Annotated in this window: 24 protein-coding genes; 18 read left to right on the top strand and 6 right to left on the bottom strand. The window is 72.8% G+C overall.

All coding sequences use genetic code 11. The annotated features are described in order from the left end of the window. The first annotated feature begins 280 nt into the window (after nt 1–280). The gene (locus AB0A74_RS11525; protein WP_358248742.1) at nt 281–2,941 is read left to right on the top strand and encodes a cellulose binding domain-containing protein; all 2,661 of its coding nucleotides are present in this window, start codon (nt 281–283) and stop codon (nt 2,939–2,941) included. Nucleotides 2,942–2,944: 3 nt separating this feature from the next. On the opposite strand, the gene AB0A74_RS11520 is transcribed toward AB0A74_RS11525, so the two are convergent. From AB0A74_RS11520 to AB0A74_RS11510, 3 genes are all read right to left on the bottom strand, one after another. After that, nucleotides 2,945–3,364 (bottom strand): lipopolysaccharide assembly protein LapA domain-containing protein, encoded by a 420-nt coding sequence (locus tag AB0A74_RS11520; RefSeq protein WP_358248741.1) that lies wholly within the window; start codon nt 3,362–3,364, stop codon nt 2,945–2,947. Between the two features lie 59 nt (nt 3,365–3,423). Next, nucleotides 3,424–6,141: a helix-turn-helix domain-containing protein gene (locus AB0A74_RS11515; RefSeq protein ID WP_358248740.1), complete on the bottom strand. Its 2,718-nt coding sequence runs from the start codon at nt 6,139–6,141 to the stop codon at nt 3,424–3,426. A 282-nt stretch (nt 6,142–6,423) separates the two neighbouring features. Further along, the gene (locus AB0A74_RS11510; protein WP_358248739.1) at nt 6,424–7,596 is read right to left on the bottom strand and encodes an ROK family transcriptional regulator; all 1,173 of its coding nucleotides are present in this window, start codon (nt 7,594–7,596) and stop codon (nt 6,424–6,426) included. A gap of 61 nt (nt 7,597–7,657) precedes the next feature. On the opposite strand from AB0A74_RS11510, the gene xylA reads away from it, so the two are divergent. The 4 genes from xylA (at nt 7,658) to AB0A74_RS11490 (ending at nt 11,496) form a co-directional block, all read left to right on the top strand. After that, nucleotides 7,658–8,794 carry a xylose isomerase gene (gene xylA / locus AB0A74_RS11505; protein WP_358248738.1) on the top strand — a complete coding sequence of 379 codons (1,137 nt, stop codon included), beginning with the start codon at nt 7,658–7,660 and terminating at the stop codon, nt 8,792–8,794. Further along, complete coding sequence (locus tag AB0A74_RS11500; protein WP_358248737.1) at nt 8,791–10,185, top strand: FGGY family carbohydrate kinase; 1,395 nt, start codon at nt 8,791–8,793, stop codon at nt 10,183–10,185. Before xylA ends, AB0A74_RS11500 begins: the two co-directional genes overlap by 4 nt. A gap of 151 nt (nt 10,186–10,336) precedes the next feature. Continuing rightward, complete coding sequence (locus AB0A74_RS11495; protein WP_358248736.1) at nt 10,337–10,888, top strand: hemerythrin domain-containing protein; 552 nt, start codon at nt 10,337–10,339, stop codon at nt 10,886–10,888. Continuing rightward, nucleotides 10,888–11,496: an NAD(P)H-dependent oxidoreductase gene (locus AB0A74_RS11490; RefSeq protein ID WP_358248735.1), complete on the top strand. Its 609-nt coding sequence runs from the start codon at nt 10,888–10,890 to the stop codon at nt 11,494–11,496. Before AB0A74_RS11495 ends, AB0A74_RS11490 begins: the two co-directional genes overlap by 1 nt. 463 nt (nt 11,497–11,959) lie before the next feature. Here the strand turns inward: AB0A74_RS11490 and AB0A74_RS11485 are convergent, their stop codons facing one another. Continuing rightward, the gene (locus tag AB0A74_RS11485; RefSeq protein ID WP_358248792.1) at nt 11,960–12,751 is read right to left on the bottom strand and encodes a ZIP family zinc transporter; all 792 of its coding nucleotides are present in this window, start codon (nt 12,749–12,751) and stop codon (nt 11,960–11,962) included. On the opposite strand from AB0A74_RS11485, the gene AB0A74_RS11480 reads away from it, so the two are divergent. Next, nucleotides 12,750–13,754, top strand: coding sequence for an NAD-dependent epimerase/dehydratase family protein (locus tag AB0A74_RS11480; protein WP_358248734.1), 1,005 nt, complete (start codon nt 12,750–12,752; stop codon nt 13,752–13,754). The genes AB0A74_RS11485 and AB0A74_RS11480 overlap by 2 nt on opposite strands. Here the strand turns inward: AB0A74_RS11480 and AB0A74_RS11475 are convergent. Further along, on the bottom strand, nt 13,751–13,990 hold the full coding sequence (locus tag AB0A74_RS11475) for a DUF6480 family protein (protein ID WP_358248733.1): 240 nt from the start codon (nt 13,988–13,990) through the stop codon (nt 13,751–13,753). The genes AB0A74_RS11480 and AB0A74_RS11475 overlap by 4 nt on opposite strands. A 59-nt stretch (nt 13,991–14,049) precedes the next feature. Between AB0A74_RS11475 and AB0A74_RS11470 the strand changes: the two genes are divergently transcribed. The 4 genes from AB0A74_RS11470 to AB0A74_RS11455 are packed head-to-tail and all read left to right on the top strand — an operon-like array spanning nt 14,050 to nt 16,099. Then, nucleotides 14,050–14,613 carry a hypothetical protein gene (locus AB0A74_RS11470; protein WP_343931490.1) on the top strand — a complete coding sequence of 188 codons (564 nt, stop codon included), beginning with the start codon at nt 14,050–14,052 and terminating at the stop codon, nt 14,611–14,613. Continuing rightward, complete coding sequence (locus tag AB0A74_RS11465) at nt 14,603–14,851, top strand: BON domain-containing protein (RefSeq protein WP_121220064.1); 249 nt, start codon at nt 14,603–14,605, stop codon at nt 14,849–14,851. The genes AB0A74_RS11470 and AB0A74_RS11465 overlap by 11 nt, the downstream gene beginning before the upstream one ends. Beyond that, nucleotides 14,848–15,585, top strand: a complete 738-nt coding sequence (locus AB0A74_RS11460; RefSeq protein WP_358248732.1) for a metallophosphoesterase — start codon at nt 14,848–14,850, stop codon at nt 15,583–15,585. The genes AB0A74_RS11465 and AB0A74_RS11460 overlap by 4 nt, the downstream gene beginning before the upstream one ends. Next, nucleotides 15,578–16,099: a hypothetical protein gene (locus tag AB0A74_RS11455; RefSeq protein ID WP_358248731.1), complete on the top strand. Its 522-nt coding sequence runs from the start codon at nt 15,578–15,580 to the stop codon at nt 16,097–16,099. The genes AB0A74_RS11460 and AB0A74_RS11455 overlap by 8 nt, the downstream gene beginning before the upstream one ends. A 156-nt stretch (nt 16,100–16,255) precedes the next feature. Here AB0A74_RS11455 and AB0A74_RS11450 read toward each other — a convergent pair whose 3' ends face one another. Continuing rightward, nucleotides 16,256–16,774, bottom strand: a complete 519-nt coding sequence (locus tag AB0A74_RS11450; RefSeq protein ID WP_358248730.1) for an SRPBCC family protein — start codon at nt 16,772–16,774, stop codon at nt 16,256–16,258. Between the two features lie 153 nt (nt 16,775–16,927). On the opposite strand from AB0A74_RS11450, the gene AB0A74_RS11445 reads away from it, so the two are divergent. Genes AB0A74_RS11445 through AB0A74_RS11410 form a run of 8 tightly spaced genes read left to right on the top strand, consistent with a single transcriptional unit; the run spans nt 16,928 to nt 24,217 of the window. Continuing rightward, nucleotides 16,928–17,422 (top strand): HAD family hydrolase, encoded by a 495-nt coding sequence (locus AB0A74_RS11445; RefSeq protein ID WP_358248729.1) that lies wholly within the window; start codon nt 16,928–16,930, stop codon nt 17,420–17,422. Continuing rightward, nucleotides 17,419–18,423, top strand: coding sequence for a glycosyltransferase family 9 protein (locus AB0A74_RS11440; RefSeq protein WP_358248728.1), 1,005 nt, complete (start codon nt 17,419–17,421; stop codon nt 18,421–18,423). The genes AB0A74_RS11445 and AB0A74_RS11440 overlap by 4 nt, the downstream gene beginning before the upstream one ends. After that, nucleotides 18,420–19,298, top strand: coding sequence for a glycosyltransferase (locus tag AB0A74_RS11435; RefSeq protein WP_358248727.1), 879 nt, complete (start codon nt 18,420–18,422; stop codon nt 19,296–19,298). Before AB0A74_RS11440 ends, AB0A74_RS11435 begins: the two co-directional genes overlap by 4 nt. Continuing rightward, nucleotides 19,295–20,509: a glycosyltransferase gene (locus AB0A74_RS11430; RefSeq protein ID WP_358248726.1), complete on the top strand. Its 1,215-nt coding sequence runs from the start codon at nt 19,295–19,297 to the stop codon at nt 20,507–20,509. Before AB0A74_RS11435 ends, AB0A74_RS11430 begins: the two co-directional genes overlap by 4 nt. Nucleotides 20,510–20,544: 35 nt before the next feature. Next, nucleotides 20,545–21,081 (top strand): SIS domain-containing protein, encoded by a 537-nt coding sequence (locus AB0A74_RS11425; RefSeq protein ID WP_358248791.1) that lies wholly within the window; start codon nt 20,545–20,547, stop codon nt 21,079–21,081. Continuing rightward, nucleotides 21,078–22,361 (top strand): D-glycero-beta-D-manno-heptose 1-phosphate adenylyltransferase, encoded by a 1,284-nt coding sequence (gene rfaE2, locus AB0A74_RS11420; protein ID WP_358248725.1) that lies wholly within the window; start codon nt 21,078–21,080, stop codon nt 22,359–22,361. The genes AB0A74_RS11425 and rfaE2 overlap by 4 nt, the downstream gene beginning before the upstream one ends. A gap of 3 nt (nt 22,362–22,364) precedes the next feature. Beyond that, nucleotides 22,365–23,045: an SDR family oxidoreductase gene (locus AB0A74_RS11415; RefSeq protein WP_358248724.1), complete on the top strand. Its 681-nt coding sequence runs from the start codon at nt 22,365–22,367 to the stop codon at nt 23,043–23,045. Further along, entirely contained in the window at nt 23,036–24,217 is a 1,182-nt protein-coding gene (locus tag AB0A74_RS11410) for a cytochrome P450 (RefSeq protein WP_358248723.1), read from the top strand. Before AB0A74_RS11415 ends, AB0A74_RS11410 begins: the two co-directional genes overlap by 10 nt. Nucleotides 24,218–24,225: the final 8 nt, after the last annotated feature.

The following is a 24,225-nucleotide window of genomic DNA, read 5'->3' as shown; positions in this document are numbered from 1 at the left end:
GGGTCGGGTTGAGCGCGCGCGGGTCGGGTTGAAGCGCGCGCGGGTCGGGTTGAGCGCGCCTTCGCGCGGGTCGAGCACGTCCGGGGTCGGGTTCGGTCGCGGTCGGGCCGAAGCGGGGTCACCGCGAGGCTGTTGACGTTGAGCGACGGGGGCGTTACCGTTCGGCTGTGTGGTTCTGGGAGCGCTCCCAGAACGTCCGGCTCCCGCACCGACCCCTGTGGACCTGACCGCCATCGTGGTCCGCTTCGGCTGATCCCCGCGCAAAGGAGCGCTTGAGGAGATGGCACCCCGACTCGTGGTGAAGCGGCTGGTGGCCGTGGCCGCCGCGGTGTGCGCGGCGGTCGGGCTGGTGCTGGTGTCCACCCAGACCAGGCCCGCCACCGCCGCGCCGGAGCAGCGGTACGACTGGAAGAACGTCGAGATCGCCGGCGGCGGGTTCGTGCCCGGCATCGTGTTCTCCCCGGCGGAGAAGGACCTCGTCTACGCCCGCACCGACATCGGCGGCGCGTACCGGTGGGACAAGGCGTCCGGGCGCTGGATCCCGTTGTTGGACTGGGTCGGCTGGGACCGGTGGGGGTGGAACGGGGTCGCGTCGATCGCCCCCGACCCCCGGGACGCGAACAAGGTCTACGCCGCCGTCGGCATGTACACGAACAGCTGGGACCCGGGCAACGGGGCGATCCTGCGGTCGGGTGACCGCGGGGCCACGTGGCAGGTCGCCGAGCTGCCGTTCAAGGTCGGGGGCAACATGCCCGGCCGCGGCATGGGGGAGCGGCTCGCGGTCGATCCCCACGACGGGCGGGTGCTGTACTTCGGCGCGCCCAGCGGCAAGGGGTTGTGGCGCAGCACCGACGGCGGGGCGACCTGGGCGCAGGTGGCCTCCTTCCCCAACCCGGGCGACTACGTCGCCGACCCCGCCGACCCGAACGGGTACCTCGACGACATCCAGGGCGTCGTGTGGGTGACGTTCGACCCGCGGTCCTCGACCGGCGGGGCCGGCCGGACGATCTACGTGGGCGTGGCGGACAAGCAGAACACCGTCTACCGCAGCCTGGACGGCGGGGCCACGTGGAGCCGGCTGCCCGGTCAGCCGACCGGGTTCATCGCGCACAAGGGCGTCCTCGCCGGGTCGAACCTGGTCATCGCCACCAGCGACACCGGCGGACCGTACGACGGCGGCAAGGGCGACGTGTGGAAGTTCGACACGGTCGGCGAGACGTGGACCCGCATCAGCCCGGTGCCCTCGGACAGCCCCGACGCCTACTACGGGTACTCCGGCCTGACCGTGGACCGGCAGAACCCGAACGTGCTCATGGTCGCCACGCAGATCTCGTGGTGGCCGGACGTGATCCTGTTCCGGTCCACCGACGGCGGCGCGACGTGGACCCGGGCGTGGGACTTCACGTCCTACCCGAACCGCAGCTTCCGCTACGAGATGGACGTCTCGGCCGCGCCGTGGCTGACGTGGGGCGCCAACCCGCAGCCGCCCGAGGTCACGCCCAAGCTGGGGTGGATGGTCGAGTCCATGGAGATCGACCCGTTCGACTCCGACCGGATGCTCTACGGCACCGGGGCGACGATCTACGGCACCACGGACCTGACCACGTGGGACACCGGCGGCCGGATCACCATCAAGCCGGTGGTGGCCGGTCTGGAGGAGACCGCCGTGCTGGACCTGGTCAGCCCGCCCAGCGGCGCGCCGCTGGTGAGCGGGCTGGGTGACATCGGCGGGTTCCGGCACGCGGACCTGACCAAGGTGCCGGACATGATGTTCCTGCAGCCCAACTTCACCTCGACGACGTCGTTGGACTACGCGGAGACCTCGCCGGCGGTGATGGTGCGGTCGGGCAACGTGGACGGTGCCGCGCACGTGGCGTTCTCCACGGACGGCGGCGCGAACTGGTTCGCCGGCTCCGAACCGGGCGGCGTCACCGGCGGCGGGACCGTCGCGGCGGCCGCGGACGGCTCGCGGTTCGTGTGGAGCCCGGGTGGGGCCGCGGTGCACCACGCGGTCGGGTTCGGGACCTCGTGGACGCCGTCCGCGGGGGTGCCGACCGGCGCGGTCGTGGAGTCGGACCGGGTGAACCCGCGGCGGTTCTACGCGTTGGCCGGCGGTCGGGTCCACTCCAGTGTGGACGGTGGGGTGTCGTTCACGGCCGGGGCGGCGGTGGCGGCGGCGAAGCTGCACGCCGTGCCGGGCCGGGAGGGCGAGCTGTGGCTGGCCGGCGAAGGCGGGTTGTTCCGGTCGGTCGACGGCGGCGCGACCGTGACCAGGGTGAGCGGGGTCGCCTCGGCGGTCAACATCGGGTTCGGCAAGGCCGCGCCCGGTCGCACGTACCCGGCGTTGTACGCGGTGCTGAGCCTCGGTGGCGCCACCGGCGTCTACCGGTCCGACGACGAAGGTGCCAACTGGATCCGGATCAACGACGACCGGCACCAGTACGGGAACATGGGCGAGGCGATCACCGGTGACCCGCGGGTGTACGGGCGGGTCTACCTGGGGACGAACGGGCGCGGCATCCTCTACGCCGACCCGGTCGGAGCGCCGCCCACGACGACGACCACCACTACGACTACTACGACGACGACCACCACGACGACGACCACCACGACCGGTGTGCCGGTCGGGTGTCACGTCGAGTACAAGGTCTCCAGCCAGTGGGCTGGTGGGTTCACGTCCTCGGTCAAGATCACGAACCGGGGCGTGGGCGCGGTGCAGGGCTGGGCGTTGCGGTTCACCTTCCCCGGCGGGCAGGTGATCTCCCACGCCTGGAACGGCAAGGCGTCGCAGAGCGGCGCTGTCGCCACGGTGACCAACGAGGGCTGGAACGCGACCATCGCGGCGGGTGGTTCGGTGGAGTTCGGATTCCAGGCGAGCTGGCAGGGCAGCAACGTCACACCCACCGGCTTCACGCTCAACGGTGCGTCCTGTTCGGTTTAGCGATCAGGAGCGCGTGAGCCCTCGTTTGGCCTGGCGGCGCAGCTGGAGGATTCTGGCTGCGCCGACCAGGGCCACCATCACCGCGCCGCCGATGGCGGCGAACAGCAGCGCCACGCCCAGCGGCAGGGTGGTCGCGATGCCCAGGAAGTGGATGGTGGCGTCGGTCCCGTTCTGCAGGATGAAGATCAGCAGGAAGATCAGGACGACGATCGAGGCCAGGACGGCGACCCACGTGCCGCTGATCCGGGTGGACTTGATCTTCACCGGCTTGCCCGGCGCGGGTTCCGGGGTGCGCCTGGTGTCCGGGTCGAGCCGGCTCTCCGGGTGGCGGTCCACGGACGTCGGACCGACCGGGGGCGGCGCGCCGGTGATCGGGGAGGTGGGGATCGCGTCGGTGCGGTCCTCGTCACGGGGAGTGGTCACCAGGTCAGTATCGGACCGCTGCGTGGGGGCCGCCAGTCAGGCGACCGGGTGAGGTGCGGCTAGGAGCAGGGCGGGCTGTAGGGGATGCCGTTGAAGTTGCGGCGCCACTCGTCCGGGGTCAGCGGCTGGCCGACGTTCTCGCACATGTTGGCGATCGCCAGGTCCAGGTTGAACTCCCACGAGCGGCTGGTGCCGTCGGCGCTCGCCGTGATCACCCAGTCCGGCGCGTCGCCGAAGCCGACCGCGTAGATGCTGTCGGTGTTGCCGCTGATCCGGCCCCGCTGGGTGGGGTGCTGCCGGGAGGCGAGGTCCCACATCCGGACCGTGCCGTCCTTGCCGGCGCTGGCCAGGGCCGCGCCGTCGCGGCGGAAGCCCAGGGCGGTGACGCGGTCCTGGTGGGCGTCGAAGTCGGCGAGCCGGGTCGGGTTCCACGGGTTGGCCCGCAGGTCCCACAGCCGGACCGTGCCCGAGCGGCCGGCGACCGCGATGGTGGTCGAGTCCCGGTCGAGGGCGGCGGTGGTGACGTCCTGGCCGTCGTCCAGCTCGCCGACCTGGCGGGGTTCGGCGGGGTTGGCGATGTCCCAGAGGCGGACCGTGCTCTGGTTGTCGATGGTGGCCAGGGTGGTGCCCTTGACCGGGGAGAACACGATGGCGTTGACGGCCCTGGGGTGGGTGGTGATGGTGCCGCGCAGGACCGGCTGGTAGGGGTTCGAGGCGTCCCACAGGCGCACCAGGGCCGGGCTCTCGACGGTGACCAGGGTCTGGCCGTCGGGGGAGAACGCGGCGTGGATCAGGGGCTGCTTGAACGTGTGCGCCAGGACCGGGGACCGGGCGTCGGTGACGTCCCAGATCTGGGCGTCCGGGGATTCCGCCGTGGTGGCGAACGCCTGTTGGCTGTCGGTGACCACCAGGCTGGTCACGGTGTTGCGCGGGGTCAGGAAGCCGCCCAGGCGGCGGAAGACGTGGTCGTCGGCCGGGACGGGGACGCGGGCGTTGGGCAGCGCCGTGCCGTCCGGGCCCGTGGCCGGGCCGGTCGGGAAGACCGACCGGCTGACCAGGTCGGCGCTGGTCGAGGCGTGGAAGGTGAGCACCTGGTCGCGCAGGTCGTCGGTGTGGCTGAGCTGGTAGGCCGCGATGATGAGCTGGTTGGCCGTGCGGCGGTCGGTGGCGCGCTTGCTCTGGGCCTCGTTGGCCACCAGCCGGGCCACCGACAGGTTGCGCTCCTGGGCCGCCTGCTTCTGGGCGCGGATGGCCAGGACCACCGCGCTGCCCGCGAACAGCAGCAGCACCAGCAGCAGCGCCACCAACTGCCGCAGCCGGCGGGTCTGGCGGTGGTCCCGGCGGCGTTGCTCGTTGCGGGCGTCCTGGCTGGCCTTGAGGAAGTCGCGCTCGGTGGTGCTGGTGCGCACGCCGTCGCGAGTGGTCCACTCCAGGGCGGTGTCCAGGCGGGAGCCCCGGTAGAGCGCGTCCGGGTCGCGGTCCAGGGAGTCCCAGGTGGCCGCCGCCTCGGTGAGCTGGCGCATGGTGCGCAGGCCGTCCCGGTCGGTGCTCAGCCAGTTGCGCAGCCGGGGCCAGGAGCGGATCAGGGCCTCGTGGGAGATCTCCACGGTGTCGCGGTCGAGGGTCAGCAGGCGGGCGTGGGCCAGGCGGTCCAGCACGACGTCCACGTCCACGTCGTGGTCCAGCTCCGCGCGGGGCAGGCGGCGCTTGGTGTCCTCGGTGCCGTCGCCCAGGGCGGTCAGCCGCAGGAAGACCTGGCGGGCCAGGGCGCGTTGCTGCTTCTCCAGCGAGGTGAACGTGCGTTCGGCCGTCTGGGCGATGGCGTGCTGGATGCCGCCCGCCGCCTCGTAGCCGGCGAGGGTGAGCGTCGTGCCCCGGCGGCGGCGCCAGGTCTCCAGCAGGGCGTGGGACAGCAGTGGCAGCACGCCGGCCTGGCCGGTGGCGTCGGCGATCAGGCGGGAGACCAGCGCGGTCTCCACCGTGCAGTTCGCCTTCACGGCGGGCTGCATGATGACCTGGCGCAGCTCCTCGGGCCCCATCGGGCCGAGCAGGAGCTGGCCGTCGGTGATGGCTTTGACCAGCGCCGGGTACTGGGCGCAGTGGCCGTAGAAGTCGGCGCGGACGCCCACGACCACGCGGCACTCGGCGGTGAGCAGGGCGTCGATGAACGCGGCCCGCTGGTCGGGGTCCGGGCAGAGCGTGAACAGCTCCTCGAACTGGTCGACGATCAGCAGGTCCCGGTCGAGGTGGGTGGCGGTGAAGTTCCACTCGGACGGGGTGGTGACGGTGGTCCGGTCCGTGCGCCTGGGCACCAGGCCGGCGCGCAGCAGCGAGGACTTGCCCGCGCCCGAGGCGCCGAAGACCGCGACGAACCTGCGGGCGGCGATGCGCTTCTCCAGGTCCTCCAGGACGTGGTCGCGGCCGAAGAACCACTCGGCGTCCTCGGTGCCGTAGGCGGCCAGGCCCGCGTAGGGCGGGTGGCCCTCGTCGGCGGCCGGCTGCGGGCTGGGCAGCACCTCGGCGGCGACCTTGTGCCAGCGGTCCTCCCACTCGGCGACGTCGCCCTCGCAGGCGCGCACGTAGGCGAGGGTGACGGCGAGCGTGGGCAGCTTCCGGCCGCCCGCGGCGTCGGAGAGCGTGGTGGCCGAGTAGTGGGCGCGGGCGCCGAGCTGGCGGTAGCTGTACCCGCCCGCCTTGTCCCGCAGCGACCTCAGGTCCGCCGCGAACTTGAGCAGCGGGCTGTCACCCACGTCCAGCGGACGTTCTCCACGCGGCACCGGTTCACCCCCTGACCAAGGTCCCCGAGACGACGGGGCGCCGTCCAGGCTTTCAGATCAACACCCTGGACGAGTCCGCTTCGGGCGCGCGCAACCGGGTGAACCGGTCCAGGACACCCTCCAGTGTGCCCGTGCGCGAGAGCTGCTCGCGTTTCGGCCGAGTGGCGTTCGGGTTCGGCGGGCGGCGCGCGGTGGTCGCGCGGCGCGGGCTTGCGGGGTGGTCGCGCGGCGCGGGCTTGCGCGGTGGTCGCGCGGCGCGGGCCTGCGGGGCGGAAGGGCGGCTCAGGCTTGCGCGGCGGTGATGTACGGGTCGGGGTCGGCGAGGATCGCGCGGACGGCGGTGCTCGCCGCGCCCCGGACCGCCGCTTCCGGGCCGAGGGTCGAGGTCAGGACGGTGGTGGGGGACCAGCGCGCGCCCAGGACGCGGTCGCGCAGGGTGGTCCGCAGGGTCTCGGTGAGCCAGGGGGCCAGGCGGGCGTAGGTGCCGCCGAGGACGACTGTGGGCAGGTCCAGCAGGTTCACCGCGCCGGTCAGGGCCGTGGCCAGCCAGCGCGCCGCTTCGGACACCGCTCCGGTGGCCGACGGGTCGCCGGCGTCGAGGGCGGCGAGGAGGTCGTCGAAGGTGGGGCAGCCCGCGGCCTTGAGGATCTCGTCCTGGCCGGCCAGGCGTTCCAGGCAGCCGCGCGCGCCGCACGGGCAGGGCGGGCCGTTCGGGTCCACCTGGAGGTGGCCGATCTCGCCGCCGAACCCGCGCACCCCGTCGAACAGCGCGCCCGCCACGACGATGCCCGCGCCGATGCCGATCTCGCCCGAGACGTGCACGAAGTCCTGGTCGCCGTGGCCGTGCCACAGCTCGGCCAGCGCCGCCAGGTTCGCCTCGTTGCCGACCTGGACCGGCACGTCGAGGCCCACCCGCGAGCGCAGCTCGCCGCGCACGTCCACCTCCTCCCAGCCCAGGTTGGGGGCCACGCGGAGGATGCCGGTCGCGGTCTCCACCAGGCCCGGCACGGCCACGCCCACCCCGCCGATGGGCACGTTGCGCTTGAGCGCGCCCTTGATCGCCGTGGCGGCCTTGGTCAGCACCCGGGCCGGGGAGGACGTGCGGTTGTCGCTCGGGCGCAGCGCCCGGTGGCGGACCTGGCCGGTGAGGTCGACCAGGCAGGTGGCCACGTAGTCCACGCCGATCTCCACGCCCAGGCCGTGCGGGCCGTCGGGGGAGGGGTGCAGCGCGGTGCCCCGCCGACCCGGGCCCGGGCGGGCCTGCGCCTCGCCCTCGACCACCAGGCCGGCCGCGATCATGCGGTCCACCAGGCTCGACACGGTCGCCTTGGTCAGGCCCGTCCGGGTCGCGACGGCCGCGCGGGACGAGCCGGGGTGCGTGGTGATCGCGTCCAGCACCAGAGCGGAGTTGTGCCGTCGCACGGTGTGCTGGCTCGCGGGTTGCGGTCGGGACACCACTGGAGGATAGCGGCATCGTGCGATAAGTTCAGGCATCAAACTTATTGGAGGTGCCCTCGTGGACAAGTTCAGCTTCGGCCTGTGGACCGTCGGGTGGCAGGGTCGCGACCCGTTCGGCCACGCGAGCCGCCCCCCGCTGGACGCGCCCGTGACCGTGCGCAAGCTGGCGGAGTTGGGTGCGTGGGGCGTCACGTTCCACGACGACGACCTGATCCCGTTCGGCGCGGACGCGGTGGAGCGCGACCGGCGCGTCGCCGCGTTCCGCGCGGCCCTGGACGAGACCGGCCTGGTCGTGCCGATGGTGACCACGGACCTGTTCACCCACCCGGTGTTCAAGGACGGCGGCTTCACCAGCAACGACCGCACCGTGCGGCGGTTCGCGCTGCGCAAGGTGCTGCGCAACCTGGAGCTCGCGGCCGAACTGGGCGCGCAGACCATCGTGCTGTGGGGCGGCCGGGAGGGCTCGGAGGTGGACGCCGGCAAGGACGTCCGCGCCGCCCTTGACCGGTACCGGGAGGCGCTGGACACCATCGCCGCGCACTCGGAGAGCCAGGGCTACGGCTTCCGCTTCGCCCTGGAGCCCAAGCCGAACGAGCCGCGCGGCGACATCCTGCTGCCCACCATCGGGCACGCGCTGGCGTTCATCTCCACGCTGGAGCACGAGCCGCTGTTCGGCGTGAACCCCGAGGTCGGGCACGAGCAGATGGCGGGCCTGAACTTCGTGCACGGCATCGCGCAGGCGCTGTGGCAGGGCAAGCTGTTCCACATCGACCTCAACGGCCAGAAGGGCCCGCGCTACGACCAGGACTTCGTGTTCGGGCACGGCGACCTGCTGTCCGCGTTCTTCCTGGTGGACCTGCTGGAGCACGGCGGCTACGAAGGCCCGCGGCACTTCGACTACAAGCCGTTGCGCACCGAGGACATCGACGGCGTGTGGGCCAGCGCGGCGGCCAACATGCGCACCTACAAGCTGCTGCGCGAGCGGGCGGCGGCGTTCCGGGCGGACCCGGAGGTGCAGGAGGCGCTGCGCGCCAGCGGGGTCCTGGAGCTGTCCGAGCCGACGCTGGGCGAGGGCGAGTCCATCGTGGACTTCATCAAGGGCGACGACGACATCACGCCGGCGGTGGAGAGGGGTTACGGGTTCGTGCACCTCGGTCAGCTCGCGTTGGAGCACCTGTTGGGCGCTCGCGGATGACGCTCGTCGCGGGCGTCGACTCGTCCACCCAGTCCTGCAAGGTGGTCGTGCGCGACGCCGAGACCGGTGCGCTGGTGCGGGAGGGCCGGGCGGCCCACCCGGCCGGCACGGAGGTGGACCCGGCGGCGTGGTGGGACGCGCTGCAGGAGGCGTTCCGGGCGGCCGGCGGGATCGACGACGTGGCGGCGGTGTCCGTCGCGGCGCAACAGCACGGGATGGTCTGCCTGGACTCGGCCGGGCAGGTCGTGCGGCCGGCGCTGCTGTGGAACGACACGCGGTCGGCGGGCGCGGCGGCGGACCTGGTCGAGGAGCTGGGCGGGCGCGCGGAGTGGGCGTCGGCGGTGGGCAACGTGCCCGTCGCCTCGCTCACCGTGACCAAGCTGCGGTGGTTGGCGCGCAACGAGCCGGCCAACGCGGCGCGGACGGCCGCGGTGTGCCTGCCGCACGACTGGCTGACCTGGCGGTTGGCCGGCGGGTCCGCTCCGGCTGGTGCTCCTCTGGACGCGTTGACGACGGACCGCAGCGACGTCAGCGGCACCGGGTACTGGTCACCGTCCACAGAGGACTACCGGACCGACCTGCTGGAGCTGGCGCTCGGGAAGGTGCCGGTGCTGCCGTCGGTGCTGGGTCCGGCGGAGCTGGTCGCGGGCCGGTTCGGCGTCGGCGCGGGGGACAACGCCTCCGCCGCGCTGGGCGTGCAGGCCCGGCCCGGTGACGTGGTGGTGTCGGTCGGCACGTCCGGGACGGCGTTCGCGCGGGCCGTCGCGCCGGTGGCCGACGGCAGCGGGACGGTGAACGGGTTCGCCGACGCCGAGGGCGGCTTCCTGCCGCTGGTGTGCACGCTGAACGCGTCGCGGGTGCTGGACGCCACCGCGGCGTTGCTCGGGGTGTCGCTGGACGAGCTGTCGCGGCTGGCGTTGAGCGTGCCGGCCGGGGCGGGCGGGCTCGTGCTGGTGCCGTACCTGGAGGGCGAGCGGACGCCGAACAAGCCCGACTCGACCGGCGCGGTGCACGGGTTGCGCCTGGACACCGCCACGCCGGCCCACCTGGCGCGGGCGGCGGTGGAGGGGTTGCTGTGCAGCCTGGCGGACGCGATCGACGCGCTGCGGGCGCTGGGGACGCCGGTCGAGCGGGTGCTGCTGATCGGCGGCGGCGCCCAGTCGGCGGCGGTGCGGACCATCGCGCCGGCGGTGTTCGGGTGCCCGGTGGTGCTGCCCGCCACGAGCGAGTACGTGGCCGACGGGGCGGCTCGGCAGGCGGCTTGGGCGGTGAGCGGCGCGGACTCGCCGCCGGTGTGGTCGGAGCTGACCGCGGAGCTGTTCGAGGCCGACCCGACACCGGTGGTGCGCGAGCAGTACGCCGCGGCGCGGGAGCTGACCGTGCGTCGGTGAACGGCCTGTGTTTGGTGAGGTGGCCGTGGGTCGGTGAGCGGCCTGTGTTGGTGAGGTGGCCGTGCGCCGGTGAGCGGCGCGTGTTTGGTGAGGTGGCCGGGGTCCTTCGGGGCCCCGGTTCGCCGGCGGCATCGCGGGTAACCCACCGTGCATGAACGACCAAGAAGACGTGATCGCACTGCTCGTCCGCCAGCACGGCGAGATCCGCGCCCTGTTCGACGAGGTCGAGACCGCGCACGGGGACAAGCGCAAGGACGCGTTCCGCCGGCTGGTCCGGCTGCTCGCGGTGCACGAGACGGCGGAGGAGGAGATCGTGCACCCCGCCGCCCGGCGCGGCGAGGGCGGCGACGCCGTCGTGGACGCCCGCGTTGCCGAGGAGCGGCGGGCCAAGGAGCTGCTGACCACGCTGGACGGGATCGGACCGGACGCCGAGGGCTTCGACACCCTGCTCGTCCAGCTGCGCGACGACGTGCTCGCGCACGCCAACCACGAGGAGCAGGAGGAGTTCCCGCGCCTGCGCGCCGAGTACGACGGCGACCGGCTGCGGGCGCTGGCCAAGGCCGTGCGGGCGGCGGAGAAGATCGCACCCACCCGGCCGCACCCCGGCATCGAGTCCCCCGCGGCGAACATGCTGCTCGGCCCGCCCGTGGCGCTGATGGACCGGGCGCGCGACCTGATCCGTGCGGCGCTCGGGAGGTCGTGATGCGGGCGGTCGTGCTGCACTGCACGTTGAAGAAGTCGCCCGAGCGGTCGAACACCGAGCTGCTGTCGGCGGTGGTCGAGAACGCCCTCCGGGAGCGCGGGGTGGACGTTCACCCGATCCGGGTAGTGGACCGGAACGTGCCACCCGGAGTTGTCACCGATCTGGGTGACGGCGACGAGTGGCCCGCGATCCACGACGAGCTGCTGCGGTCGGAGATCCTGGTCGTGGCGACGCCGACCTGGGTCGGGCGGCCGTCGTCGGTGGCGCAGCGCGTGCTGGAGCGGATGGACGCCATGATCTCGGAGAAGGACGACGAGGGCCGGCCGGTGGCGTACAACCGGGTGGCGGGCGTGGTGGTGACCGGGAACGAGGACGGGGCGCACCACGTGATCAGCGAGGTGTCGGGGGCGTTGCTCGACATCGGGTACACGGTGCCGGGGCAGGCTTGGACCTATTGGAACATGGGGCCCGGGCCGGGGCCGTCTTTTGCGGACACCGATCACGGGCACGAGTGGTCGGTGTCTACTGGGAAGGCTATGGCGTCGAACCTGTATGCGGCGGCGGAGGCGTTGGCGAAGAATCCGATTCCGGCTCCGGCTGGGGGATGAGCGCTGGATTTCGTGCTGGGGCGGGTTTGGGTTTGAGTGTGGAGCGCGTTCAAGAGCGCGGAGCGCGTTCAGGAGCGCGTTGAGGAGCGCGGAGCGCGTTCAAGAGCGCGGAGCGCGTTCGAGCTTGCGAGCGCGGAGCGCGTTGCGTTTGGACCCGCGAAGCGGGGGCTTGAGAGCGTCAGCGTGGCTCTTAAAGATCAAAAGAGCCTCGCCGGCGGGCGAGCCGCCAAAGATGACACAACTACCAAGGCGGGGGCTTCTTGCTTGTGTCATCTCCGCATGACCCGGCGGAGCCAACCACACTTTTGGCCGTGTGCCGCTAAAATTTTGCTCGTTCCTCACACAATTTCGGCTGCACCCGGCCAAAAGTGTGGTAGCCCTTCGGGCGGGCCATACGGAGATGACACAAGCAAGAAGCCCGGCTTGGGTTGTGTCCCCTTCGGCGGACTGCCCGCTGGCGGGGCTAGGTGTGGGAGAGGGCGAAGGCGGTTAGGAAGCCGGCTACGGTTGCCAGGCCTACTAGTAGGTGTGCGTCTTCGAAGGCTTCCGGGATCATGGTGTCGGCGATCATGGACAGGATTGCACCGCCGGCGAACGCCGTGATGCCGGCCAGCCAGGCTGGGTCGGCCTGGGACAGCAGTGCGTTGCCCAGGAGGGCTGATAGGCCGCTGATCAATGCTATCGCTGTCCACAGGCCGAATACGTACGTTTTGCCGCGGTGGGCCTGGCGCATGCCGGCTGCGCTGGAGAGGCCTTCTGGGACGTTGCTGATGAAGACCGCCGCTACTGTCACCGCGCTCACTCCGCCGCCGCCGATCATGCTTGCGCCGATGACTACCGATTCGGGGATTCCGTCCAACAGCGCGCCGATGGCGATCGCCGTGCCTGAACCGGCTTGGTCGGATTCGCTGGGTTGCTTTCCCGAGCGTTTGCGGTGGCGGGCGCCTCGGCTTGCCAAGTATGCGTTCGCCGCGGTGTAGACGGCCGCGCCGGATGCCGCGCCGCCCGCGGTGGGGAGCAGGCCGCCCAGGTTGTGGGCCTCGTCGATCAGGTCGAACGCCACCGCCGACATCAGCACGCCGCTGCCGAAGCCCATCACGGTCGCGATGACCCCGCGCGGCACCCTCGCCAGGTAGCCGACCAGTGCCCCGACCAGCAACGCCGAACCGGCCACCAGGCCCCACCCCGCCGCTTCGAACACCCGTGCCCTCCCGTGGGTTGCGCCCGGCCCCCGCGTGGGTAACCGGTCCGGCATGAGGATCGTCGTCACGGGCGCCACCGGCAACGTGGGCACCGCCCTGCTGCGCAGGCTCGCCGAAGAACCGGACACGACCGTGCACGGCGTCTCCCGCCGGCCGCCCGACCCGGAGCCGCCCTACGACATCGACTGGACCCCGGTGGACCTGTCCAAGCCCGGGGCCGAGGAGCCGATGGCCGAGGTGCTGCGCGGGGCGGACGCGGTGGTGCACCTGGCCTGGAAGATCCAGCCCAGTCACGACGAGCCGGAGATGTTCCGGACGAACGTCGCCGGTAGTGACCGGGTGTTCCGGGCGGCGGTGAAGGCCGGTGTGCCGCACCTGGTGCACATGTCGTCGGTTGGTGCTTATTCGCCGGCGGTCAAGACTGGGCTGAAGGACGAGAGTTGGCCTACCGATGGCGTCTCGTCGTCCTACTACAGTCGGCACAAGGCGGCTGTAGAACACCAGTTGGACCGGGTTGAGCGTGAGCACCCGACGTTGACGGTCACGCGTGTCCGGCCGGCGTTGATCCTCCAGCCCGATGCGGCTACCGAGATCAAGCGTTACTTCCTGGGGCCGTTGGTGCCGCGTGCGTTCTTCAGAGCCGGGGTGCCGATCCTGCCGTTGCCCAGGAACTTCGTGCTCCAGTTCGTGCACAGCGACGACGTGGCGGACGCGTTGGCGCTGGTGTTGCGGAAGAAGTTGGCGGGGGCGGTGAACCTCGCGTCTGAGCCTGTGGTGACACCTCAGGTGTTGGCGGAGGTCATGAAGGCGAAGCACGTGCCTATTCCGCCTGTGGTCCTGCGCACGGCGGCGCGGGTCAGTTGGCTGGCCCGGTTGCAGCCGACCTCGCACGGGTGGGTGGACCTGGCCCTGACCGCGCCCCTGTTGGACGTGAGCCGGGCTCGGGACGAGCTGGGGTGGACGCCCCGGCACAACGCCCGGGACGCGCTGGCCCAGCTGCTCGGCGGGTTGGGCCGGGGTGAGGGCGTGCCGGCCAGCCCGCCGCTCAAGCCCTAGAAGAGCTTCGCCCAGCCCATGATCTGGCCGACGATGAACCCCACCACCATCACCGTCATGACCAACACGACGACCAGGGCGATGATGTTGCGGGCGCGGGAGGGCTGGGGCTCGTGGTGGGTCAGGCCCGACGTGGTCGAACCGGAGTCCGGAGGGGTGTCGCCCGGCGCCACGCCGCCGCCCGGTTCGAGACCGGGGGTCGTGGCCGGGTCTGGGTCGGGAGGGGTCGCTGTCATGGGCCTCGGGTACCCGGGTGGAGCCGTGTGAAGCCTTGTCGCTCGGGGTAGTCAGGACCATGAGCGGCGTTCAGGACGAGTTGTTGCGCACTTTGACCAAGGTGGCGAAGGTGCTGCGCGAGCAGCAGATCCCGTTCGCGTTGTCGGGTGGTTGCGCGGTGTACGCGCGGGGCGGGCCGGCGACTGAGCACGATGTGGACATCCTCGTGCGGGAGGAGGACGCCAAGCCCGCCGTGAGCGCGTTGGTCGCCGCCGGGATGAGAGCGGCCGACGCCCCGGAGGACTGGCTGCTCAAGGTCTACGACGGCGACTCGCTGGTGGACCTGCTCTTCCGCCCGAACGAGGTGCCGGTCACCGACGACACGCTGGGGCGGGCCGAGGAGCTGGCCGTCGGCTCGGTGACGTTGCCGGTGATGCCCGCGACCGAAGTGATGATCAGCAAGCTGCTGGTGCTGGACGGCCACCGCTGCGACTTCAGCGAGCTGCTGCCGTTCGCGCGGGCGCTGCGCGAGCAGATCGACTGGCGGCGCGTCCGCGAGGCCACCGCCCATTCCCCGTACGCGGAGGCGTTCCTCGTGCTGATCGAGCGCCTCGGGATCACAGGAGCCCCTGATGACCGCTGAGCAGTACCTCGCGGCCCGGCTGCGCCGGGCGTTGGCCGAAGACCCGCGGACCACCGAGCTGGGGGTGCGGGTGACCGTGCGCGGCGACCACGTGCTGCTGTCCGGCGACGTGGCGTGCGCCGAGCGGCGCGACGAGCTGGAAGCGGTGATCCACGACGTCGCGCCGGAGCTGACCGTGCTGGACGACGTGAAGGTCACGCCGGTCGGTGAACCCGAGGGCAGGGAGGAGTTGCGATGATCCGCGTCGCCGCGGTCGGGGACGTGCACCTCGGCGAGGACGCGCGCGGGCGGTTGCGGCCCGCGCTGGACAAGCTCGGCGAGCACGCCGACGTGCTGCTGCTCGCGGGCGACCTGACCCGGCACGGGACCGTGTCGGAGGCCCGGGTCGTGGCCGACGAGTTCAAGGACCTGCCGGTGCCCGTCGTGGCGGTGCTGGGCAACCACGACCACCACGACGACAAGCCCGCCGAGGTCACGCAGGTGCTGCGCGACGCCGGGCTCACCGTGCTGGAGGGCGACTCCGTGACCATCCCCGTCGACGGGCACACCCTCGGCGTGGCCGGGGTGAAGGGCTTCGGCGGCGGGTTCGCGGGCAAGTGCGGCAGCGCGTTCGGCGAGCGGGAGATGAAGGCGTTCATCCGGCACACCAGCGAGATCGCCGAGTCGCTGGAGAACGCGCTGCGGGAGCTGGAAACGGACGTGAAGGTGGCGTTGACGCACTACGCGCCGGTGCCGGACACGTTGCGCGGCGAGCCGCCGGAGATCTACCCGTTCCTCGGCTCCTACCTGCTGGGCGAGGCCATCGACAACACCGGCACCCACCTCGCGGTGCACGGGCACGCCCACTTCGGCGTCGAGCACGGCATGACCCCGGGCGGGGTGCGGGTGCGCAACGTGGCGCAGCCGATCATCCGCTCCGCCTTCACCGTCTACTGCGTGGAACCGGCCGCGCTGGAGGTGTCGCATGGGTGAGACCAGGACCAAGGGCCCGTCCGTGGTGTGGGCGGGTCCCGTCGACGCGCCCGCCGTGGTCGTGCTGGACCCGTCGGGGGCCGCGCCGCACGGCGACCTGCCCGCGACGTGGCGCCCGCTGACCGACCACCTGCAGGTGATGTGGTGCCGGCTGCCCGCGGCCGACCAGCCCTGGCAGGAGGTGGACGAGGTCCTGGCGGAGTTCCGCGACCGGGACGTGCCCGTGCACCTGGTGGCGGGCGCGGCGGCCGGCGCGCGGGTCGGCGACCTGGCCAACGAGCACGAGGGCGTGGTCAAGTCGGTGCAGACCTTCGCCGCGCCGCTGCCCCTGGGTCACCCGGACGTGGTGCTCGCGGTGGTGGGGCGGCTGCTGGCGCAGGACGTGCACCCCAAGGAGGAGGACGACGCCGGTATCGACATCGCGCGCGGCAGCGGCCCGTCGCTGCTGGGTGACGCGGCGTCGGCGCTGTGGCAGTCGGTGAACCAGGTGTTCGAGCGCCTCAAGAGGGGCTGAGCCGGCACGAAGAAGGGGCGACCTCCGAGGAGGTCGCCCCTTTCGCTTGGAGCCTGTGGTTTCAAGCTCCGCCGTGCACTTCGATGGGCGGACGGGGGCGCGGGATGGGTGGGTGCGCCCAGCTTCGTCTCCGCGGCCCCCGCGCCGCCCGCGTGCTCATCGGATCGGGTCGCCCGGCAACCCGCCGTCGGGCAGGTCGTGGCGCGTCTCCCCGGCCTGCGGCGGCCGGCTGACGTCACCCCGCCACGCACCGGTCTCGGTGCCGCGGCGCTCGATGAACTCCTTGAACCGCTTCAGGTCACCGGAGATGCGCGTCTGCACGACACCCAGGGCCGTGCCCGCCTTCTCGGTGAACGTCTGCGGGTCGTACTCCATCTGCAGGTGCACCCGGGTGTGCCGGTCGTCGAGCCGGTGGAAGGTCACCACGCCGCCCTGCGGGGGGCCGTCGACGGTGTGCCAGGCCACGCGCTCGTCGGGGTGCTGCTCGGTGATCTCGGCGTCGAACTCCCGTTCCACGCCACCGATCTTGGTCACCCAGTGGGTGCGGGTGGCGGTCACCTGGTCGATGCGCTCGACACCTTCCATGAACTCCGGGAACGACTCGAACTGGGTCCACTGGTTGTACGCGGTCTGCACCGGTACCTCGACGTCCACGGACTTCTCGATCGTCGTCACAGGAAACAACCTCTCCTCTGGTCGACTGCCCTCCTGGGCTACCCACGGGGGCCGCGCCCCACACATGGGTGACAGTGAGTAGCGCTTCTCCGAGAAGTGTTTGCGAGCCGGCTCACCGGCTAACTCTCCTCTGTGGACCAGTACCCCCAGGCCGTGCTGTTCGACCGCGACGGCACGCTAGTTCGAGATGTGCCGTACAACGGTGACCCGGCACGCGTTTCGCTCATGCCGGGAGCCGTGGAAACGGTGCGTGAGCTGCGCGCACGCGGTGTGAAGACGGGCGTGGTGAGCAACCAGTCCGGCATCGGCCGCGGGCTGCTCACCCACGAGCAGGTCGCCGCGGTCAACGCGCGGGTGGAGGAGCTGCTGGGCCGTTTCGGCACGTGGCAGATCTGCCCGCACCACCCCGACGAGGGGTGCGGGTGCCGCAAACCCGAACCCGGCCTGGTGATCGCCGCGTGCGCCGCGCTGGACGTCGATCCGTCACGGACGGTGGTCATCGGCGACATCGGCGCGGACGTGGACGCGGCGCGGGCCGCGGGCGCGCGGTCGGTGCTGGTCCCGACGGAACGGACGCTGCGCGAGGAAGTCGATCGTGCTCCTTGCACGGCAACGGATCTGCTCTCGGCGCTGGCGGTGATCCGATGAACGGTCCACAGAGGACGTTGGTGGCCCGGTTGGACAGCGACGGGGACGTGCTGCTGGCCGGTCCGGCGATCCGCGCGGCGGCGGCGTCGAGCGAGGTCGTCCTGTTGTGCGGGCACAAGGGCGCGCAGGCGGCGGAGTTGCTGCCGGGGGTTCGTCGGATCATCCGCTGGGACTGCCCGTGGATCGCCGCGCCCGCGCCGGAGGTGCGCGCGCCGGACATCGAAGGTCTGGTGGCCTTGTTGAAGGGCGTGCGCGCGGACGTCGCCCTGGTCCTGACTTCGTTCCACCAGAGCCCGTTGCCGCTGGCGTTGCTGCTGCGGCTGGCGGGCGTGCCGCGGATCGTGGCGCGGTCGGTGGACTACCCGGGGTCGCTGCTGGACGTGCGGCTGCGCGACGACCCGGACATCCCGGAGGCGAGCCGGGCGCTGGGCGTGGCGCGCGCGGCCGGGTTCGAGCTGCCGCCCGGCGACGACGGCAGGCTCGCGGTGCTGCCGCCGCCGGAGTCGCCGTTCCCGCCGCCGTACGTCGTGGTGCACCCCGGCGCGTCGGTGCCCGCTCGGGCCTGGTCGCCGGAGCGGTGCAAGGCGGCGGTGGAGGCGTTGTGCGAGGCGGGCCACCGGGTCGTGGTGACCGGCGGTCCCGCCGAGACGGAGCTGACCGCGTACGTCGCCGGCGCGCACGGCCTGGACCTGGGCGGGCGCACGACGTTCGCCGAGCTGTCCGGGGTGCTCGCCGCGGCGGACGCGGTGGTGGTGGGCAACACCGGCCCGGCGCACCTCGCGGTCGCCGTCGGCACGCCGGTGGTGTCGTTGTTCGCGCCCGTCGTGCCCGCCGCCCGGTGGGCGCCGCACGGGCCGCATGTCCTGTTGGGCGACCAACGCGCGGCGTGCGCGGGGACGCGGGCGCGCGAGTGCCCGGTGCCCGGCCACCCGTGCCTGGACCGGGTGACGCCCGGCCACGTGGTCGCCGCCGTGCAGCAACTGGTGGGGGTGCGGGCGTGAAGGTCCTGGTGTGGCACGTGCACGGGTCGTGGGCGAACGCGTTCGTCCGGGGCGGCCACGAGTACCTGGTCCCCGGGCCGCCGCACGGCAAGGGCCTGCTGGGCCGGGACTGGCCGGCGGCGCGCGAGGTGGACCTGTCCGAAGTGGACGCCGATGTCGCGGTCGTGCAGGAGGTCGAGCAACTGGCGTTGGTGCCCAAGGGGATCCCGGTGATCTACCTGGAGCACAACACGCCCGCCAAGCCCAATCTCAAGCACCCCATGGCCGACTGGCCGGGACTCCTGGTCCACGTGACCCACTTCAACGACCTCATGTGGGACTGCGGCACCACGCGGACCACGGTGATCGAGCACGGCGTGGTGGACCCCGGCCACCTCTACACCGGTGAACTGCCGCACTCCGCCGTTGTGGTGAACGACCCCGTTCGGCGTGGGCGCGTCGTGGGTACCGACCTGTTGGCGCGGTTCGCGGCGGTGGCGCCGCTGGACGTGTTCGGCATGGGCACCGAGGAGCTCGGCGAGTGGGGACGCGGTGACCACCCGCTGGACGTGTTGCACCGCGAGGTGGCCAAGCGCCGGCTCTACCTGCACCCGGTGCGGTGGACGTCGCTGGGCCTGTCGTTGATCGAGGCGATGCACCTGGGCATGCCCGTCGTGGCGCTCGCGTGCACCGAGGTGGTCCGCGCCGTGCCGCCCGAGGCGGGCGTGGTGTCCACCGACGTCGCGGAACTCGAACGTGGCGTGGCCGAGCTGGTGGCCGATCCGGCGTCGGCCCGCGAGAAGGGCAAGCAGGCCAGGGAGTTCGCCCTGGCCAGGTACGGCCTCGACGCGTTCCTGCGTGGTTGGGACCGGTTGTTGGCGGAGGTGAGTCGATGAAGATCGCGATGGTGTCCGAGCACGCCAGCCCGTTGGCGGCGTTGGGCGGGGTGGACGCGGGCGGCCAGAACGTGCACGTGGCGTCGCTGTCCGCCGCCCTGGTGGCCCAGGGGCACGAGGTGGCCGTCTACACCCGCCGCGACAGCCCCGACCTGCCCGAGGTCGTGCGCACCGAGCAGGGCTACGACGTGGTCCACGTGCCGGCCGGACCGCCCGGGCAGGTGCCCAAGGACGAGCTCCTGCCGCACATGGGCGACTTCGCCAAGTACCTTCGGGCGCGCTGGGAGTTCGACGCGCCCGACGTCGTGCACGGGCACTTCTGGATGTCCGGCCTGGCGTCCGTGCTGGCCACCCGCGGCCTGGGCATCCCGGTCGTGCAGACCTTCCACGCCCTGGGCACGGTCAAGCGCCGCCACCAGGGCGGCGCCGACACCAGCCCGGTGGAGCGGATCGCCACCGAGCGGCTCGTCGGGCGCGAGGTGACGCGGGTCGCGGCCACCTGCGGGGACGAGGTGTTCGAGCTGCTGCGGATGGGCGTGCCGCGGGCCCGGATCACCGTGGTGCCCTGCGGCGTGGACCCGAAGCTGTTCCGGCCCGAGGGTCCGCGCGACCGGCGGGCGCTGCCGCACCGGATCGTCACCGTCGGCCGGCTGGTGCCGCGCAAGGGCTTCTCGGACGTGATCACCGCGCTGCGGTCGGTGCCGGACACCGAGCTGGTCGTGGCGGGCGGGTCGGCGGACATGGCGAGCGACCCGGAGGCGCTGCGGCTGCTGGAGCACGCCCGCGAGATGGGCGTGCGGGACCGGGTGCGGTTCATCGGCCAGGTGTCGCGCACGGCGATGCCGTCGCTGCTGCGCTCGGCCGACCTGGTGGTGTGCGTGCCGTGGTACGAGCCGTTCGGGATCGTGCCGCTGGAGGCGATGGCGTGCGGCGTGCCCGTCGTGGCCTCGGCGGTGGGCGGGCTGACCGACACCGTCGTGGACGACGTGACCGGGTGCCTGGTGCCGCCGCGCGACCCGGTGGCGCTGGCGCGGGCCGTGCGGTCGCTGCTGGCCGACCAGGGCCGGCGGGAGGCGTTCGGGCTGGCCGGCACCGACCGGGTGCACGCCCGCTACACGTGGGACCGAGTCGCGGCGGACACCGCGCGCGTCTACGAACGGGCGGGCGCCGGGGTCCCGGCCGACATCGCCGTGGGAGGTGGCGCGAAGTGAGCGTCGAGCAGCACTTGCGCGGTCTGGCGGAGACGCTGGCCGGGTTGGAGGCACAGGCCTCGCGGGTCACCCGCTGGGGTTCGCTGCTGGCCCGGCGGCTGACCGCGGGCGGGCGGCTGCTCGCGGCGGGCAACGGCGGGTCCGCGGCCGAGGCGCAGCACCTGACCGCCGAGTTGGTCGGGCGCTTCCGCGACGACCGGCAGCCGTTCTCGGCGATCGCGCTGTGCGCGGAGTCCTCCAGCGTGACCGCGATCGGCAACGACTACGGCTACGACCAGGTGTTCGCCCGCCAGGTGACCGCCCACGCCCGCCCCGGCGACGTGGTGGTGCTGCTGTCCACCAGCGGCAAGAGCCCGAACCTGCTGGAGGCCGCGCACGCCGGCCGGCGCGCGGGCGCGGTGGTGTGGGCGCTGACCGGTCCCGCCCCCAACCCGCTCGCGGCGGTGGCCGACGAGGTGCTGGCGCTGCCCGGCATCCCCGCCAACGTGCAGGAAGCCCAGTTGGTCGCGGTGCACGCGCTGTGCGAGGCGTTCGAGGCCGCGTTGCCGCTGTCCTCCCGGAGGGTGTCGTGAAGCTGGTCGTGGTCGGTGACTCGCTGCTGGACGTGGACGTGGAGGGCACGGCCGACCGGCTGTGCCCGGACGCCCCCGCGCCGGTGCTGGACGTGCGCGAGGAGCGCGTGCGGCCCGGCGGCGCGGGCCTGGCGGCGTCGCTGGCGCGGCGCGACGGCGTGGACGTCACCCTGGTGACGGCGGTGGCCGACGACGCCGACGGGTGGCGGCTGCGCGACGCGCTGGCCGACGTGCCCACGGTGTTCGGGCACTCGCCCGCCGCCACCTCGGTCAAGACCCGGCTGCGCTGCGCCGGGCACTCGATCGCCCGCATGGACCGCGGCGGCGGCCGCGGCCGGCCCACCGCCACCGACGACATGCTGGACGCGGTGCGCGCCGCGGACATGGTGCTGGTGTCGGACTACGGGCGCGGGCTGGCCTTCGACGGGCGGCTGCGCGAGGCGTTGGCGGGCAGGCCCGTCGTGTGGGACCCGCACCCGCGCGGTCCGGAGCCGACGCCGGGCGCGTGGCTGGTGACGCCCAACCACAGCGAGGCCTCGCGGTTCAGCGGGTGCGACGACCCCGAGGAGGCGGCCGACGCGCTGCGCCGGCGTTGGGGCGCGAAGGCGGTCGTGGTGACGCTCGGCGCGGACGGCGCGTTGCTGCACTTCGGCGGCACGCCCGTGGCCGTGCCCGCGCCGCCGGTGGCCGTGCTGGACCCGTGCGGCGCGGGGGACCGGTTCGCGGTGACCGCGGCGGCCCGGTTGATGCGCGGTGACGCGACCGACGACGCCGTGGCCGCCGCGGTGGCGTCCGCGGCGGACTTCCTGGCGGCCGGCGGGGCCTCCGGGTTCCACACCGTGCGCCGCTCCTCCGTGGACGCGACGCGGGCGCGGGGCGGCGTGGTGGTGGCGACCGGCGGGTGCTTCGACCTGCTGCACGCGGGCCACGTGCGGACCCTGGAGGCGGCGCGCGCGTTGGGCGACTGCCTGGTGGTGAGCCTGAACTCCGACGAGTCCGTGCGGCGGCTCAAGGGCCCGGACCGGCCGGTGACCAGGCAGCACGACCGCGCGGAGATCCTGCGCGCGCTGGAGTGCGTGGACGACGTGGTGATCTTCGACGAGGACACCCCGGAACGGGTGCTGGACCGGCTGCGGCCCGACATCTGGGTCAAGGGCGGCGACTACCGCGCCGAATCCCTGCCCGAGGCCGCGCTGGTGCGGTCCTGGGGCGGGCGGACCGTGGTGGTGCCGTACCACCAGGGGCGGTCCACGACCCGGCTACTGGCGAGGAGGGGCTAGGACATGGTGGGGCAGGTGTTGGTGACCGGCGGCGCGTCCGGGTTGGGCGCGGCCGTCGTGCACGCGGTGCGCGAAGCGGGCGGGCAGCCGCTCGTGCTGGACAAGGCGGCGCCCGCGTCGGACGAGGCGGTGGACTTCGAGTCGGTCGACCTGTCCGACACGCGGGCCGCCGAACGGGCGGTGCGCGACATCGCCGAGCGCAACGGCGGGCTGCGTGCCGTGGTGACCGCGGCGGGCACGGACGCGTGCGGCAGGCTCGTCGACGTGCCCGCGGCCGACTGGGAGCGGGTGGTGCTGGTCAACCTGCTGGGCACCGCGGCGGTGGTGCGGTCGGCGTTGCCGTACCTGGAGGGCGGCCGGGTGGTGACGGTGGCGTCCACGCTGGGCATCAAGGCCGTCAGCGACGCGACCGCCTACTGCGCCTCCAAGTTCGGCGTGGTCGGGTTCACCCGGGCGCTGGCGGCCGAGACCGCGGGCCGGGTCGGGGTGACGTTGCTGATCCCCGGTGGCATGAAGACCAGGTTCTTCGACGGCCGGGCCGAGCAGTACCGGCCGGCGGACGACTCGAAGCTCAACCCGCCGGAGCACGTGGCCGACGCGATCATGTTCGCGCTGCGCCAGCCCGCCGGGTGCGAGGTGCGGGAACTGGTCGTGGCGCACGAGGAGGAGGGGTCATGGCCGTAGCCTCCCGGTTGGACACCGGCAAGGCGTTCGCCAACGTCCTGCTGCCCACGCTGGCCAAAGGTGTGATCGTGCGCCGCCCGCCCGTGATGGCGATGGCGGAGAAGGTGCAGGCCGACGCGTTGGCCGTGCGCACGATGAAGGCGTTGCGGGACAAGTACGGGCCCGAGCCGCTGCGGCTGCGGGTGACCGGGCGCAGCGTCGCGCTGGTGCTCGACCCGGAGGACGTGGCGCGGCTGCTGGCCGAGACGCCCGAGCCGTTCCACCCGGCCACCACCGAGAAGCGCGCGGCCCTGAACCACTTCCAGCCGCACGGGTCGCTGGCCACGTGCGGGCCGGAGCGGGAGAAGCGCAGGCGGTTCAACGACGTCGTGCTGCGGCCGGAGAAGCTCGACGTCGAGGCCGTGGTGCGCGACGAGGCGGACCTGTTGGTGCGGCACGTGATGAACACCGGCGTGCTGACGTGGGACGACTTCACCCGGGTGTGGTGGCGGGTGGCGCGGCGCATCGTCCTCGGCGCGGGCGCACGCGCCGACTCGGCGTTGACCGACGACCTGAAGACGTTGCGCGGCAACGCGAACTGGGCGTTCCTGCACCCGAAGCGGCGCGGGCTGCGGCGGCGGTTCGAGCGGCGGCTGCACGAGCACCTGGAGCGGTCCGAGCCCAACAGCCTGGCCTCGCTCGCGCCGGCCGACGACGTGGCGTCGCAGGCCCCGCACTGGCTGTTCGCCTTCGACGCGGCCGGGATCGTGACGATGCGGGCGCTGGCGATCGGCGCGTCCGGTCCGGCGGGCGTCCTGGAGTCGGCGCGGCTGTGGCCGACCACGCCGGTGATCCTGCGGGAGAGCACCATCGCGACCCGCTGGCACGGGACGTGGCTGCCGGAGAACACGACGTTCATCGTGTTCGCGCCGTACTTCCACCGGTTCTACGGCGACACCTACCGGCCCGAGCTGTGGCCGAACGAGGAGCCCGCGCTGGTGCCGTTCAGCGCCGGTCCGGGCGTGTGCCCGGGGCGGGACCTGGTGCTGGTCAGCGCCGGGACCATGCTGGACACCCTGCGTGAGCACCTGGAGTTCGAGACGCTCGACCCGCCGTTCCCGGCGACCCTCAACCACTTCACCCTGCGGTTGCGGGCGACCCGCAAGGGGGACGACGGTTTGGAGGTGGTGTGACCGTGGCA

It is taken from the genome of Saccharothrix sp. NPDC042600, from assembly GCF_040647305.1.
Taxonomy (GTDB): domain Bacteria; phylum Actinomycetota; class Actinomycetes; order Mycobacteriales; family Pseudonocardiaceae; genus Actinosynnema; species Actinosynnema mutabilis.
The sequence above is the reverse complement of the archived record's forward strand: the minus strand, read 5'-3'. Positions and strand labels throughout refer to the sequence as shown.

Excerpts from the sequence above, each read along its gene's own strand:
- AB0A74_RS11480 (WP_358248734.1), top strand. The coding sequence starts at position 12,750 with ATGAGGATCGTCGTCACGGGCGCCACCGGCAACGTGGGCACCGCCCTG.
- AB0A74_RS11500 (WP_358248737.1), top strand. The coding sequence starts at position 8,791 with ATGACGCTCGTCGCGGGCGTCGACTCGTCCACCCAGTCCTGCAAGGTG.
- AB0A74_RS11465 (WP_121220064.1), top strand. The coding sequence starts at position 14,603 with ATGACCGCTGAGCAGTACCTCGCGGCCCGGCTGCGCCGGGCGTTGGCC.
- AB0A74_RS11430 (WP_358248726.1), top strand. The coding sequence starts at position 19,295 with ATGAAGATCGCGATGGTGTCCGAGCACGCCAGCCCGTTGGCGGCGTTG.
- AB0A74_RS11470 (WP_343931490.1), top strand. The coding sequence starts at position 14,050 with ATGAGCGGCGTTCAGGACGAGTTGTTGCGCACTTTGACCAAGGTGGCG.
- AB0A74_RS11475 (WP_358248733.1), bottom strand. The coding sequence starts at position 13,990 with ATGACAGCGACCCCTCCCGACCCAGACCCGGCCACGACCCCCGGTCTC.
- AB0A74_RS11525 (WP_358248742.1), top strand. The coding sequence starts at position 281 with ATGGCACCCCGACTCGTGGTGAAGCGGCTGGTGGCCGTGGCCGCCGCG.
- AB0A74_RS11460 (WP_358248732.1), top strand. The coding sequence starts at position 14,848 with ATGATCCGCGTCGCCGCGGTCGGGGACGTGCACCTCGGCGAGGACGCG.
- AB0A74_RS11490 (WP_358248735.1), top strand. The coding sequence starts at position 10,888 with ATGCGGGCGGTCGTGCTGCACTGCACGTTGAAGAAGTCGCCCGAGCGG.
- AB0A74_RS11440 (WP_358248728.1), top strand. The coding sequence starts at position 17,419 with ATGAACGGTCCACAGAGGACGTTGGTGGCCCGGTTGGACAGCGACGGG.
- AB0A74_RS11410 (WP_358248723.1), top strand. The coding sequence starts at position 23,036 with ATGGCCGTAGCCTCCCGGTTGGACACCGGCAAGGCGTTCGCCAACGTC.
- AB0A74_RS11495 (WP_358248736.1), top strand. The coding sequence starts at position 10,337 with ATGAACGACCAAGAAGACGTGATCGCACTGCTCGTCCGCCAGCACGGC.
- AB0A74_RS11455 (WP_358248731.1), top strand. The coding sequence starts at position 15,578 with ATGGGTGAGACCAGGACCAAGGGCCCGTCCGTGGTGTGGGCGGGTCCC.
- AB0A74_RS11485 (WP_358248792.1), bottom strand. The coding sequence starts at position 12,751 with ATGCCGGACCGGTTACCCACGCGGGGGCCGGGCGCAACCCACGGGAGG.
- AB0A74_RS11415 (WP_358248724.1), top strand. The coding sequence starts at position 22,365 with ATGGTGGGGCAGGTGTTGGTGACCGGCGGCGCGTCCGGGTTGGGCGCG.